The sequence below is a fragment of the Streptomyces netropsis genome, assembly GCF_014203545.1.
Taxonomy (GTDB): domain Bacteria; phylum Actinomycetota; class Actinomycetes; order Streptomycetales; family Streptomycetaceae; genus Streptomyces; species Streptomyces netropsis.
The window spans coordinates 332,605-345,142 of record NZ_JACHJG010000005.1 but is presented as its reverse complement, the minus strand read 5'-3'; the positions used below and the strand labels follow the sequence as shown (position 1 = coordinate 345,142).

The 12,538-nt window shown below is 70.8% G+C and carries 18 protein-coding genes; 9 read left to right on the top strand and 9 right to left on the bottom strand.

Annotation, left to right across the window (positions count from 1 at the left end; translation table 11 throughout):
• Positions 1 to 37: 37 nt before the first annotated feature.
• From FHS38_RS15075 to FHS38_RS15065, 3 genes are all read right to left on the bottom strand, one after another.
• On the bottom strand, positions 38 to 226 hold the full coding sequence (locus FHS38_RS15075) for a hypothetical protein (protein ID WP_184734031.1): 189 nt from the start codon (positions 224 to 226) through the stop codon (positions 38 to 40).
• A 116-nt stretch (positions 227 to 342) separates the two neighbouring features.
• A complete protein-coding gene (locus FHS38_RS15070) occupies positions 343 to 1,236 on the bottom strand; it encodes an SDR family oxidoreductase (RefSeq protein ID WP_184734030.1) in 894 nt (297 codons plus the stop codon).
• Positions 1,233 to 2,753, bottom strand: coding sequence for a flavin-containing monooxygenase (locus FHS38_RS15065; protein ID WP_184734029.1), 1,521 nt, complete (start codon positions 2,751 to 2,753; stop codon positions 1,233 to 1,235). The genes FHS38_RS15070 and FHS38_RS15065 overlap by 4 nt, the downstream gene beginning before the upstream one ends.
• 155 nt (positions 2,754 to 2,908) lie before the next feature.
• On the opposite strand from FHS38_RS15065, the gene FHS38_RS15060 reads away from it, so the two are divergent.
• On the top strand, positions 2,909 to 3,703 hold the full coding sequence (locus tag FHS38_RS15060) for a MerR family transcriptional regulator (protein ID WP_229822474.1): 795 nt from the start codon (positions 2,909 to 2,911) through the stop codon (positions 3,701 to 3,703).
• Positions 3,704 to 3,782: 79 nt separating this feature from the next.
• On the top strand, positions 3,783 to 4,604 hold the full coding sequence (locus FHS38_RS15055; RefSeq protein ID WP_184734028.1) for a MerR family transcriptional regulator: 822 nt from the start codon (positions 3,783 to 3,785) through the stop codon (positions 4,602 to 4,604).
• Positions 4,605 to 4,655: 51 nt separating this feature from the next.
• Here FHS38_RS15055 and FHS38_RS15050 read toward each other — a convergent pair whose 3' ends face one another.
• A complete protein-coding gene (locus FHS38_RS15050) occupies positions 4,656 to 4,829 on the bottom strand; it encodes a hypothetical protein (protein WP_184734027.1) in 174 nt (57 codons plus the stop codon).
• Entirely contained in the window at positions 4,826 to 5,242 is a 417-nt protein-coding gene (locus tag FHS38_RS34845; protein WP_221495063.1) for a hypothetical protein, read from the bottom strand. The genes FHS38_RS15050 and FHS38_RS34845 overlap by 4 nt, the downstream gene beginning before the upstream one ends.
• A gap of 197 nt (positions 5,243 to 5,439) precedes the next feature.
• Between FHS38_RS34845 and FHS38_RS15040 the strand changes: the two genes are divergently transcribed.
• From FHS38_RS15040 to FHS38_RS15020, 6 genes are all read left to right on the top strand, one after another.
• Positions 5,440 to 6,183 (top strand): XRE family transcriptional regulator, encoded by a 744-nt coding sequence (locus FHS38_RS15040; protein ID WP_184734026.1) that lies wholly within the window; start codon positions 5,440 to 5,442, stop codon positions 6,181 to 6,183.
• 140 nt (positions 6,184 to 6,323) lie between these two features.
• The gene (locus FHS38_RS15035) at positions 6,324 to 6,548 is read left to right on the top strand and encodes a hypothetical protein (protein ID WP_184734025.1); all 225 of its coding nucleotides are present in this window, start codon (positions 6,324 to 6,326) and stop codon (positions 6,546 to 6,548) included.
• Positions 6,529 to 7,044, top strand: coding sequence for a DUF6879 family protein (locus tag FHS38_RS15030; RefSeq protein ID WP_184734024.1), 516 nt, complete (start codon positions 6,529 to 6,531; stop codon positions 7,042 to 7,044). The genes FHS38_RS15035 and FHS38_RS15030 overlap by 20 nt, the downstream gene beginning before the upstream one ends.
• A gap of 7 nt (positions 7,045 to 7,051) precedes the next feature.
• Positions 7,052 to 7,897, top strand: coding sequence for a DUF5753 domain-containing protein (locus FHS38_RS15025; protein ID WP_184734023.1), 846 nt, complete (start codon positions 7,052 to 7,054; stop codon positions 7,895 to 7,897).
• A gap of 401 nt (positions 7,898 to 8,298) precedes the next feature.
• Entirely contained in the window at positions 8,299 to 8,433 is a 135-nt protein-coding gene (locus tag FHS38_RS35320; RefSeq protein WP_260420742.1) for a hypothetical protein, read from the top strand.
• A gap of 3 nt (positions 8,434 to 8,436) precedes the next feature.
• Entirely contained in the window at positions 8,437 to 8,625 is a 189-nt protein-coding gene (locus FHS38_RS15020) for a hypothetical protein (protein WP_184734022.1), read from the top strand.
• 65 nt (positions 8,626 to 8,690) lie between these two features.
• Here the strand turns inward: FHS38_RS15020 and FHS38_RS15015 are convergent, their stop codons facing one another.
• The gene (locus tag FHS38_RS15015; protein WP_184734021.1) at positions 8,691 to 9,482 is read right to left on the bottom strand and encodes an exodeoxyribonuclease III; all 792 of its coding nucleotides are present in this window, start codon (positions 9,480 to 9,482) and stop codon (positions 8,691 to 8,693) included.
• A gap of 67 nt (positions 9,483 to 9,549) precedes the next feature.
• On the opposite strand from FHS38_RS15015, the gene FHS38_RS15010 reads away from it, so the two are divergent.
• Positions 9,550 to 10,041 carry a GNAT family N-acetyltransferase gene (locus FHS38_RS15010; RefSeq protein WP_184734020.1) on the top strand — a complete coding sequence of 164 codons (492 nt, stop codon included), beginning with the start codon at positions 9,550 to 9,552 and terminating at the stop codon, positions 10,039 to 10,041.
• 7 nt (positions 10,042 to 10,048) lie between these two features.
• Here the strand turns inward: FHS38_RS15010 and FHS38_RS15005 are convergent, their stop codons facing one another.
• From FHS38_RS15005 to FHS38_RS14995, 3 genes are all read right to left on the bottom strand, one after another.
• On the bottom strand, positions 10,049 to 10,549 hold the full coding sequence (locus FHS38_RS15005; protein WP_184734019.1) for a DUF1269 domain-containing protein: 501 nt from the start codon (positions 10,547 to 10,549) through the stop codon (positions 10,049 to 10,051).
• Positions 10,550 to 10,636: 87 nt separating this feature from the next.
• Positions 10,637 to 11,875, bottom strand: coding sequence for an ATP-binding protein (locus tag FHS38_RS15000; protein ID WP_184734018.1), 1,239 nt, complete (start codon positions 11,873 to 11,875; stop codon positions 10,637 to 10,639).
• A gap of 136 nt (positions 11,876 to 12,011) precedes the next feature.
• Positions 12,012 to 12,467: a hypothetical protein gene (locus FHS38_RS14995; RefSeq protein ID WP_184734017.1), complete on the bottom strand. Its 456-nt coding sequence runs from the start codon at positions 12,465 to 12,467 to the stop codon at positions 12,012 to 12,014.
• Positions 12,468 to 12,538: the final 71 nt, after the last annotated feature.

The following is a 12,538-nucleotide window of genomic DNA, read 5'->3' as shown; positions in this document are numbered from 1 at the left end:
CCCGTGGGATGCGCCCCTTACCGGTACCGGTGGCTGCCTACCGGCGGTCGTCCATCTCGTCCTGGATGTCGTCGAAGGACCGCTGGCCCTGCTGGCGCTGCTCGTCCGCGCGCTGGCGCAGGCGCTCCTGCTCGCTCTGGCCGCGCTGGGAGGACTCGTCCTGCTTGGCCTGCAGCTTCTGCTTGGCCTTCTGGGCCTTCTCCTGCATCTCGTCCTTGATGCCCATGCTGGTTCACTCCTAGTGAGGGTGAGTGTTCGGAGCCGTCGAGCGGCCCCGAATCAGCGTGGCACGGGCCATCACGGCACGCATATCGTACGACTACGCTGCGCTATACCCCGGGGTTATCGCCCTGTTGACTGCCCTGCGCGGGCCTTCTCGTCGGCGGCGCCCCCGGCTCCCACCAGCCCGCCGCGCATCCCGGTCAGCCGCGGCTCGAAGCGCCGCATCTCGCGCTGTCCGCCGATCGCGAGGATGCCGGGCAGGTAACCGCGTACGGCCTGCATGCCGCGCAGCCACCCTTGCGCGTACACGTGCGCCGAGCGCCGCTCGATGCCCGCGACGAGCCGGTCGACGGCCGGGCCCAGCGGGTAGGTGCGGTTCGCGGGCCAGGGCAGCCGCTGCCGCAGCTCCCGCATCACCTCGTGCTGGTCGGCGCCGCGCACCATGTCGGTGTCGGTCCAGCTCAGATAGCCGACCCCGACCCGTACGCCCTTGTGGCCGACCTCGGCGCGCAGGCAGTGCGCGTACGCCTCGACGCCCGACTTCGAGGCGCAGTAGGCGCTCATCATCGGTGCCGGGGCGAGGGCGGCGAGCGAGGCGATCTGGAGCAGATAGCCCCGGCTCTCGGCCAGTACAGGCAGGAAGGCGCGGCCGGTGACGGCGCTGCCGATCAGATTGACCTCGACGACCCGGCGCCAGTCCTCGAAGTCGGCGTCGGCGAAGGGGCCGCCGGCGGCGACACCGGCGTTGGCGACGACGATGTCGACCTTGCCGAAGCGGGACTTGACCTCGCGGGCGACGCGGACCATCGCCTCGTGGTCGGTGACGTCGGCGTGCCAGTGCGCCGCGTCCTCGTACAACGATTCCGCGACGCGCCGGAGTTCGTCCGGTTCCAGGCCCACGAGGGCCAGCTTCGCGCCGCGCGCGGAGAGCTTGCGGGTGAGCAGCTCGCCGACGCCGCGGGCCGCGCCGGTGACGACGACGACCTGCCCCTCGAGACCGCCCCGGCGGCTCATCGGCCGGCCCCGGCCGCGACGGGAGCGCCGGGCGCCCGGCGCGGCATCCGCAGGAGCCGGTACTCGGCGAGGTCCACCCGGCGGGTGACCTTGCGGAACTCCGCGGTGGTGCCGGGCCAGAGGGTGGTGTTGTGGCCGTGCTCGTCCAGGTACCAGCTGTCGCAGCCGCCGGAGTTCCAGACCGTGCGTTCCATGCGGGTCCGGATCATCCGGGCCCAGGCGTTGACGGCCGAGGGGCGGGCGTCGAGCGCGGCTCTTCCACCGAGGGTGTCGAGCTGCCGCAGGTAGTCGGCCAGGTAGTTCAACTGCGCCTCGACGATGAGGATCAGCGAGCTGTTCCCGAGGCCGGTGTTGGGCCCGATGAGGGTGAGGAAATTCGGGAACCCGGCGGCGCTGGTGCCGCGCAGGGCCTTCATGCCGTCCTTCCACGACTCGGCGAGCGTGATGCCGTCCGCGCCGGTCACCCGATCGGCGATCGGCATGTCGGTGACGTGGAAGCCGGTGCCGAAGACGATGGCGTCGGCCTCGGTCTCCGTGCCGTCGGCGGCGACGAGCGTGGAGCCGCGCACCTCGGCGAGTCCGGACGCCACGACGTCCACATTGGGCCGGGCGAGGGCCGGGTAGTAGTCGTTGGAGAGCAGGACGCGCTTGCAGCCGATGCGGTAGTCGGGGGTGAGCCGGGCCCGCAGCGCCGGGTCCTTGACCGCTCGGCGCAGATGGGCCTTGGCGAGGCTCTCGACGAGGCCGAGTTGGTTCGGTCGCTTGGTGAAGAGGCCGACCTGCAACTCCCGCACCCCCCAGAGCAGTCCGCGCCGGGCCGCCCGGGTGGCGGGGACGTGGGTGTGCAGCCAGCGCTCGGCGGCGGTGATCCGGCGGTCGAAGCGCGGCAGGACCCACGGGGGTGTGCGCTGGAAGAGGGTGAGGCGCTCCACGTCGGGCTGGACGGCCGGGACGATCTGGGCGGCGGAGGCGCCGGTGCCGATCATCGCGACGCGCTTGCCGCGCAGGTCGTAGCCGTGGTCCCAGCGCGAGGAGTGGAAGACCTTGCCGGGGAAGGTGCCGAGGCCGGGGACGTCCGGGATCTTCGGGTCGGACAACGGGCCGGTCGCGGAGACGACGACGTCGGCGGTGAGGGGACCTGCGGCGGTGTCGATCTCCCAGCGCAGCTCGTCGGCGTCCCAGCGCATGGACCGCACCTCGGCGCCGAACCGCAGATGGGGCCGGAGGCCGAAGGTGTCGGCGACCCGCTCCAGATAGGCGCGTATGTGGGACTGGCCGGAGAAGGCGCGCGGCCAGTCGGGGTTGGGGGCGAAGGAGAAGGAGTAGAGGTGGGAGGGCACATCGCAGGCGCAGCCCGGGTAGGTGTTGTCCCGCCAGGTCCCGCCGACGCCGTCGGCCCGCTCCAGGACCACGAAGTCGGTGACGCCCTCGCGGCGCAGCCGCACGGCCGCCCCCAGCCCGCCGAAGCCGGCCCCGATCACCGCCACCCGTACGTGCTCGCCCTTACCGCCGACCATGCCGCCGCCTCCGGATCGACTCGACCGTGCCAGCAGTCACTGGCATGGTGGGGAGCGTAGGGCAGACGTTCGAGGAGCGATAGGGGGCAGGGGCAAGGAAGTTACCGCCGGTCGCACCTCTCGGCGGCCGGATGCCCAGGGCCTAGGCTGCGAGGGTGGCGAACGACGAGAGCGGTGGTGCGGGCACCCCCGGCGAGGAGCGCGAATTCCGCGTGGCGGAGCTGGCCGAGGCGGCCGGCATCACCGTCCGCACGCTCCGCTTCTACCGGGAGCGCAAGCTCGTCCCGCCGCCGCGCCGGGAGGGCCGCATCGCCTGGTACAACGGCCACCACCTGGCCCGGCTGCGCACCATCGCGGCCCTCCTGGACCGGGGGCACACCCTCGGCGGCATCGCCGAACTCCTCAGCGCCTTCGAATGCGGCCGCGACGTCGGTGACCTCCTCGGCCTCAGCGGCGCGATAGCCGCCCCCTGGTCCCGGGAATCCCCGGTCCGCCTCACCTCCGACGCCCTGGCCGGCCACTTCCCGGGCGAGGACACCGAGGAGAACCTGACGGCCGCCCTGGACCTCGGCTACCTGGCCGTGGACGGCGACGACCTCGTCCACACCAGCCGTCGCCTCCTGGACGCGTCAACGGCCCTCGTCCGCAACGGCGTTCCGCTGTCCGCCGTCATCGCGGCGGGCCGAGAGGTCCGCACCCACGCGGACGCCCTGGCCGACACGTTCACCACCCTGGTCCGCCGCCACGTCCTGGCGGACGTCCTCGCCCACGCGGCCTCGGGCGCCCCCCTCCCACCCGCCGAGATCGCCCGCGTCACGGAGGCCCTGGACCAGCTGCGCCCGATCGTGAAGACGGTGGTCGACGCGGAGATCTCGATGGCGATGGACCGCCGCGTCCGGGCGGAACTGGAGACCTGGCCGGCCCCGGCCCCACCGCCGCCGCCGGACTGAGCCCTCCCGGGAGCCGCCTCCCACGCCGCTCTGGTTTATTGACCCTCACACCGTGTCAGGGGCTGAACTCGGAGACATCATGTTCACCATCGGAGACTTCGCCCGGCACGGCCGCGTATCGGTCCGCATGCTGCGTCACTACGACGCCACGGGACTTCTGCCCCCGGCCCACGTCGACCCCGCCACCGGCTACCGGTACTACTCGGCTGCCCAGCTGGCCCGCCTGAACCGCGTCATCGCGCTGAAGGACCTCGGCCTGACCCTCCAGCAGGTCCGGCAGATCCTGGACGAGAGGGTCACCACCGAGGAACTGCGCGCCATGCTGCGACTACGACGGGCCGAGCTGGAGGACGCCATGGCCGCCGCGGCGGCGCGGCTGGTCCAGGTCGAGGCGAGGCTCCGGTCGATCGAGAGCGAGGGGCACATGCCCACGAACGACGTCGTCATCAAGGGCATCCCGGCGATCCGGGTGGCGGAGCTGACCGCGACCGCCGCGAGCTTCGAGCCCGAGGCCATCAGCCCGGTCATCGGGCCGCTCTACGACGAGCTGTTCCGGCGCCTGGACGCGGCCGGCGTCACGCCCACGGGGCCCGGTGTCGCCTACTACGAGGACTCCCCGGAGGGCGGAGGCAGGATCAGCGTCCACGCCGGCGTCCAGGTCGCGGCCCCGCTCCAGGACGGCGCCTTCCGGGTGCTCGACCTGCCGCCCGTCGACCAGGCGGCGACCATCGTGCACCGCGGCTCGATCGACACCATGCTGCCCACGGCCCAGGCCCTGGCCGTCTGGATCGACGAAAACGGTTACCGGTCGGCCGGATACGCGCGGGAGATCAACCTGGAGTGCCCGGACGACCGCGACGCCTGGGTGACCGAACTACAGGCACCGGTGACCAAGCCCTGACGCCCGGGACGGGCGGGCGTCAGGGCTGAGCCGACCCCGCCCGCACGACGCTCACGCGTGCGCGACGCGCTGATGCAGGCCCATGGCCACGATCACCGCTTCGGCCTGCGGACGATCACCGGCGTCCAGGGCGCGGACCCATGTGCGCTTGATGTCCCGGCACTCCGCACACGGATGACGCCGGGCCCCGGAGGCCGCCCACTGGCGCACCATCCCTTCGGTCACACCCGGTGCACCGCCCCCCACGTGCTGCGGTTGTTGGCCTCGGCCACGCGCGCGCTGAGCCTCTCCACCTGACTCAGAGGCCGGATGTCCACGGGAGCCACCTCCCACTCGACGCCGCCGCCGAGCGGGCGGAGCTGGAACCGGGGCCCTTCGTGGCCCATGACGATGCCTGCGCAGTCCCTGACAGTGTCGTGCACGAGGTCACCGGGCTCGGGCTCGTAGGTTTTCCCGGGCGGAGCCACCTGCCCCTCGTAGCTCCGGCGCGGCCGGACGTCGATACCGTGCGGGGTCACCCACAGGTGGTACGGGGAGCTCGGCTCCGGCTGCGGGGCTGCGGGAGCGGGGCCAGGAGGTTCACCGGCCCCGGACAGCGCTCTCACCCATCCGAACCAGCGGGCCATGAGGTCTCGCATATCGACGCTCCTTGTCAGCGGTCTCCGGGCCGGTCGGCCCTGCTCAAGGCAGGAGCTCGGTCCGTGGCGTCCCACTATCGATGCCCCTCAGGGGCGTATCAGCGCCATTCCACGGACAGTTGGGCCGTGACGGCGCTAGCGTGAAAACGTCCCAAACGTCCGGAGGGGAGCCCTTGAACACTGCCCTACGATCGGCTATGGCCGATGTCGGCCTCTCTCCTCGGCAACTAGCCGTACGGGTGGGGGTGTCGGGCAAGACGGTCGAGCGCTGGATCAGCGATCCCGAGCTGATCCCCCATCCCAGAAACCGCCAGGATGCCTGCGTCGCGTTGGGAGTTGACGAAGAGATGTTGTGGCCCAAGGCCGTCAAGGACCGCATCAAGACCGGAACGGACAGGGAGATCGTCCACAGCTACCCGTACCGGTCCGCCTGCCCGTCGACGGTCTGGGGCGAGCTGATCGAGAACGCGGCCGAGGAACTGTTCTTCGCGGGGTTCACGAATTACTTCCTCTGGCTGGACCAGCCCGACTTCGTCGGTACCCTGCGCCGCAAGGCGGAACAGGGCTGCCGGATCCGCTTCCTCCTGGGCGACCCGGAGGGGGAGGTCGCCCGTCAGCGCGAGCAGATCGAGGACGTCGCCCTCACGGTCTCGACGCGCATCAGGATCACCCTGGAACACCTGGGGAAGCTCGGGCCGGTCGAGGGACTGGAAACACGCTTCTCGGCACCGTCGGACGCGATCAATCACGTGTCCCTGTCGGTGTTCCGCTTCGATGACCAGGCCCTGGTCACGCCGCACCTCGCCCGGCTGGTCGGGCACGACTCCCCGCTGCTGCACCTGCACAACCAAGGGCGCACCGGAATGTTCTCCCGCTTCGCGGAACACACGGAGGAACTGTGGTCCAGGGGCACACCCACGCCGTGTCGACCGCTGGCGTGATCACGGCCGTGCTGACGCGAAGACCTGCAGCCTTCCATACGGACCATGCTTAGAAGTTTGTGCAAGTCAGTGGCGCGCCCCAGCCAATCCGGCGCAAGCTCGATCATATCGAATCCCACTCCAGGCATTGGAGGCACAGCATGACTCTCCACAGGCTGGGCAAGGACCCCGAAAGCCCCGACGGTAAGTCGCCCACTGTGTACTACGACGACCAGACAGACAACTACGTGCTTCAGGGATGGCGGGTCCTTGACGTGGAGCGTTTGACCCAGATGGACATCCCCGACCACGAGACTGTGATCGAGTTTCCGCGGCGGATGATGCGGTTCTTCCCGGAGGTGAACGGTGGCAGCTCCGACGCTTGAGGATCTCCTGCGCCGGTGCGAGCGCTCTGCTGTCCACCTGGAGACGCGCGACGGTTACATGCGCGACGATCCGATGTTCGTAGCGTGGCAGAAGGGGCACCGGGACGATCCAGCTGACCGGAATTCGTGGTGGCGCCCTTGGCTGAGCCTCATCCAGCAGACAACGGCCCGTGGGGTGGACGTGCGCCGGGCACGTGTCATCAGCGAACCAGTATCCGACTACGTGCAGTTCGAGTACGACGTCACGTTCTCCAACGTCGCGGCAGGCGAACAGGTTCGTTGGCTTCCTCGCCATCGCACTACCGACCTGGCGTTGCCCGGCAATGACTTCTGGCTGCTGGACGACACCCTGGTGATGGTTCATCACTTCGGCGGCGACGGGCAGTTCACCGGTGAGGAAGTCGCCACTGAACCCGCACTGGTCAAGCTGTGCACATCAGCGTTCGAAGCTGTATGGGAACGGGCGACGCCGCACGAGAAGTACCGGCCGGCCTGATCGACACATGCCCTCGTCGTCCAGCGTTCAGCAAGCCCGGCATGCACTCGGCCAGCGTCTGCGCGAGATCCGAAAAGATTCCGGTTTGACTGCGCGGGCGCTGGCTGCGCTCGCGGGGTGGCACGAGTCGAAATGCTCCCGAGTCGAGCATGGCCGCACCCTTCCTTCGGATGCGGACATCAGGTCCTGGGCAATGCACTGTGGCGTGCAGGAGCAGGCCGCCGACTTGATCGCGACCGCTCGCAATATCGATGGCATGTACGTGGAATGGCGGCGCACGGAGCGAGCTGGGCTGAAAGCCGTCCAAGAAGCCGCATTGCCGCTCTTCGAGCGAACCCACCGCTTCCGCATGTATCAGTCATGGGTGATTCCTGGCCTATTACAAACCGCCGCGTACACCACGGCTGTACTGAACACGATCGTGAGCCTTCGGCAAACCCCGGATGATGTCGCGGAGGCGGTAGCTGTCCGCATGGAGCGGCAGCACATTCTGCGGTCGGGCGACCACCGCTTCGCTGTCCTCGTGGAGGAATGGGTGTTGCACACCATGATCGGGGGTGCAGGCGTCATGGCTGGGCAGCTAGGGCATCTGATCTCCGTGGCTTCTTTGCCCTCCGTGAGCGTGGGAGTCATTCCCATGGGTGCTCCGCGCGGCTCAGGGTGGCCTGTCGAGTCGTTCACCATGTATGACGACGCCCAAGTGAACGTCGAGTTGGTCTCGGCACACCTGACCATCACCCAGCCACGAGAGATCCGCGACTACGCGGCGTCGTTCAACGAACTCTCTGCCATCGCCCTGTACGGCGCTCCGGCACGGTCGCTGATCACCGCGGCCATCGACGCTCTCGGATGACCCATTGCAAGTCCGCGCATGTTTATTGAGGCTGCCCAGGCTGCGTTTCTAGGGTCGTCGGCATGGATCGGACCACCGAGACCCGTCAAACCGCCTGTGACGAGTGCTTCCGGCTGACCGCCGAAATGGCCAAGGCACGGGACGACCGGAACAGGAGCCGGGAGACGGACGTGACTGTCTTGACGCGCCGCCACCTGGCGCAGTGCCACGGCCCGACGAAGGACGGTCGATGAGCGCGCTGAAGGCTTGGGGCGAATGCGTCATCTGCAAGGTGCAGGGGGCGGTAGACCCCCGCCCGGTCGTCCGCCGGGCTTGGAAGGCCGGGCGGCGCACCACCCGCACCAGGACACGGGGGCGGTCCCTGTGTCGGCACAGTGCCGGTCCGGAAGGAGAGCGTGAAAATGGGCAAGAAGAGCGACGACGAGTGGGACCCGAACGACAACAGGGACCAGGTCACCGACCCCGATACGCAGGTCTCCCAGAACGGTAACGTCTACAGCAGCATGGCCGATGACGAGGAGCGCGAAGGGAAGTAGCGCATGATCCACGGCGAGCACCTGGCGAGGGACCTGCGGCGTGATCACGGCTTCGTGCACATCGGGCGCACCAAGGACGGCAACGCCGTGATCATGCGCAAGGGCGACCGTTGGACGGTCGTGCCGCTTCGGTTGCTCACCAGTGAGGCCGTGGACACCATCAAGGCCCAGGCCGGAGTGGGCCTCGCCTGAGCCGGACGGCCGTGGCTCCGCCCGCGTTCCTCCCCCGAGAGGCGCGCGGGCGGGGCAGCCGGGACTCAGCGGTCGAAGACCGCCGTCACCGGTGCGTGGTCGCTCCACCGCAGGTCGTGCGTCGCCGCCCGCTCCACGACCGCCTTGAGCGCCCGCTCCGCCAGGCCCGGCGTCGCGACGAGGTAGTCGATGCGCCACCCGGAGTCGTTGTCGAAGGCGCGGCCCCGGTAGGACCACCAGGAGTACGGGCCCTCCACACCCGGGTGGAGGGCGCGGACCACGTCCGTGTACTCCTCGAAGACCTTCGTCAGCCACTCCCGCTCCTCGGGGAGGAAGCCCGCGCTCTTGCGGTTGGCCTTCCAGTTCTTGAGGTCGGCCTCGGTGTGGGCGATGTTCCAGTCACCGCAGACCAGCACCTCGCGCCCGTCCGCCGCGGCGCGGGCCTTCAGGCCCACCAGGTACGGCAGGAACTCCGCCATGAAGCGTTCCTTCTCGTCCTGCCGGTCCGTGCCGACCTCGCCCGAAGGGAGGTAGAGGCTCGCGACCGTGACGCCGGGCAGGTCGATCTCCACGTACCGGCCGCTGCCGTCGAACTCCGCCGAGCCGAAGCCGACCCGCACCCGCTCCGGCTCGCGCCGGGAGTAGACGGAGACGCCCGCGCGGCCCTTGGCCGCCGCCGGGGCGTGCACGGTGTGCCAGCCGGCGGGCTCGCGCACCTCGTCGGGGAGCTGGTGCGGCTCGGCGCGCACTTCCTGGAGGCAGACGACGTCGGCTTCGGTCTGCGCCAGCCAGTCGACGAAGCCCTTCTTGGCGGCGGCGCGGAGGCCATTGACGTTCACGGTGGTCACGGTGAGCATTCCGGCACGATACCGACCTCTGAGACACCCCTGCCGCACTCCGCCCGTACGACCTTACGATTTCCGGATGCAGATCGTGACCGCCGCGTACGACCATCCCGATGCCGTGAAGCTCAATGACCAGGTGCAATTGGAGTACGCGGAGCGATACGGCGACGGTGATCTCACGCCGTTGGACCCGTCGCAGTTCGCCCCGCCGCGTGGCCTGTATCTCATCGCGTACGACGCCGACGGCACCCCCGTCGCCACCGGCGGCTGGCGGGCGCAGGAGCGCAACGAGGAGGGGTACGCGGACGGGGACGCCGAGCTGAAGCGGATGTACGTGGTCCCCGAGGCGCGCGGGCTCGGGCTGGCGCGGCGGATCCTGGTGGCGCTGGAGGACAGCGCGCGGGCGGCGGGGCGCAGTCGCATGGTGCTGGAGACCGGCGACCGGCAGCCCGAGGCGATCGCCCTGTACCTGTCGAGCGGCTACGCCCCGGAGGTGCCGAAGTTCGGGCTGTACCGCGGCTACGACAGCAGCCGCTGCTTCGCCAAGCCGCTCGTCCTGCCGAACGGCTGACGGCGTCCTACGAGCGCCCCTCGGCCATCGCCCGTTCGACCTCCTCGCGCACCCGGTCCGCCGGGTAGCGCGTGGAGGCCGCGCCGTACGGCGCGAGGATGTCGTCGACGATGTCCGGGCCGTTCTCGTCGAGCTCGGCGACCAGGACCGTGCTGCCCGGCGGCACCTCGGCGGCGAGCATCTCCAGCGCGGCGTTGTCGGCGGTGGCCTCGCGCGCGTCGCGCACGCCCCCGATCAGACCTCCCGCGCCGAATCCGATCATGATGCCGAGCGGGCCGCCGAGGATGCCGAGGAGCCCGCCGATCAGGCCGCCCACGGCGAAGGCGCGCGCGGTGCCGGTGTTGTCGACGGCGTCGGGGAAGTCGAGGGTGCCGTCCCCGTCCCGGGCGATCACCGCCCCCTCGCGCAGCCTGATGTCGTCGTCGGCGTGCGCCTTGCGCAGCGCGTCGAGCGCCCGGTGGCCCGCTTCGGGCCCGTCGACGTTCATGAACAGGACGTTCTCGTCCATCTGTCGCTCCCCTCTTCCGAAGGCTTCTCTTCTTCCGGTCTTCTTCCGAACGCTTCCACTCTTGGGGCTGCCGCCCGGACGCGCACGTCAGCTGTCGCCCTGCCCGGCCACCGACGCCCGCAGGTCCAGCGTCGCCTCCGCTCCCCCGCCCTCCGGGTTCGCGAACGCCAGCCGCGCCCCCAGCACCCGTGCCTGTCCCGCCGCGATCGTCAGCCCCAGGCCGAGCCCCGAACCCGAGCCCGTACGGAACCGCTGCGGCCCCCGCGCGAGCAGGTCCGGCGGGAACCCCGGGCCCTTGTCCCGCACCCGGACGACACCGGCGTCGACCTCCACGACGACCGGCGCGCTGCCGTGCCGGAAGGCGTTGGTGACGAGGTTGGCCAGGATGCGCTCGACGCGCCGGGCGTCGGTCTCGACCACGCAGTCGCGCTCGATGTGCACCTCCGCCGCTTCCCGGCCGTCCGTGACGACCGTGCCGACCGCCCGCCGCGTCAGCTCGCCCAGCTCCCGTACGTCCGTGTCGGCGCGCTCGGCGGAGCCGTCCAGGCGGGCCACCTCCAGGACGTCCTCCATCAGGCCGCGTACCCGCTGGGCGCGTTCTCGCACCATCTCCGTCGGCCGGCCCGGCGGCAGCAGCCCGGCGGCGGCGATCAGGCCCGCGACGGGGGTGCGCAGCTCGTGTGCGATGTTGGCGGTGACCTCGCGCTCGGCCTGGAGGCGGGCGGAGAGGGCGTCGGCCATGGTGTTGACGGCGATGGTCAGCCGGGCGATCTCGTCCTTGCCGCCGCGCGGGCGGAGCCGGGCGCTGTGGTCGCCCCGGGCTATCCGCTCGGCGATGCGGGCGGAGGCGTTGAGGCGGCGCCCGGCCACGGTCGCCAGCGTCACCCCGACGACGCCCGCGAAGGCGGTGCCGAGGCCGCCCGCCAGCCAGAGGACCTCGTCGAGGTCCCGGAGGTTGCGGGTCTGGCGCTCGTAGGGGTGTCTGAGGGCGATGATGTCGTCGCCGACACGGCTGGCCGCCCACAGGACCGGGCGGCCGCCGCTGCGGTCCAGGTAGGTGGCGCGTCTGCCGCGTTCGGCGGCCTCGCGCAGCGGCTCGGGCATGCGCTCGGGGTTCAGGAGCGCGCGGCGCCGGTCGGGGGTGCGGTGCCGGTCGACGCCGGCGGCGTGGTCCTCGACGGCCGTGCCGAGCCGGGCGTCGAGGGTCTCGCGGGCGGTCTCCAGCTGGTTCACGGCGGTGCGGTGGTGCACGACGAGACCCATGATGACGGCGACCAGGGCAGCGGTGGCGGTGATCACCACGCCGATCTTCGTACGCAGTCCCATGGGATCGGGCTCCTCGGCGGGTCGGCTCGGCGTTCGGTTCTGGGATCAGCTCGGGGTCGGCTCGGGAATCAGCTCTGGAATCGGCTCGGGGATCAGCTCGGGGGCGGTCGGGGATCGGCTCCGGGTCCGTCCTCGGTCAGCCCTGGGGGACGAGGAGCCGCAGGTCGCGCAGCTCCTCACGCTGCTCGGGCGGTAGTCCCCGGGCGCTGACCGTGGCCCGGCTGTAGTAGCCGACGCGGTCGTGCCGGACGAGCCCGGTGAACGTGATCTCGGCCTTGACCGGCTTGTCGCGGCAGGCGGGTGCGCACCGGGCGCCCGCCACCTCGCCGGTCGCCTCGGCCGCCGGCCCGCCCCAGGTCCGCCAGCGCAGTCCGGTGAGCGTGACGTCCTTGCCGATGTCGAAGGACTCCGGCCGTCGCAGCCGCGGCTTCGGCCCGGCCTGGGCCACGAAGACCGGGCCGCTGGTGACCGAAGGGCTCTGCGCGGGACCGGACACCTTCAGCCCTCCGGGGTCGGCGCACCCGCACAGCGACGCGCCCAGCAGCCCGCCGGCGAGTGCCAGGACGCCGACGGTCGCGGTGAGTGGTCGCACGGGGTTCCTCATGCCGATGGGACGGAGCGGGCTGATGCGAGCTGTCTGAACTGCGGTGCGTCGATCACGCC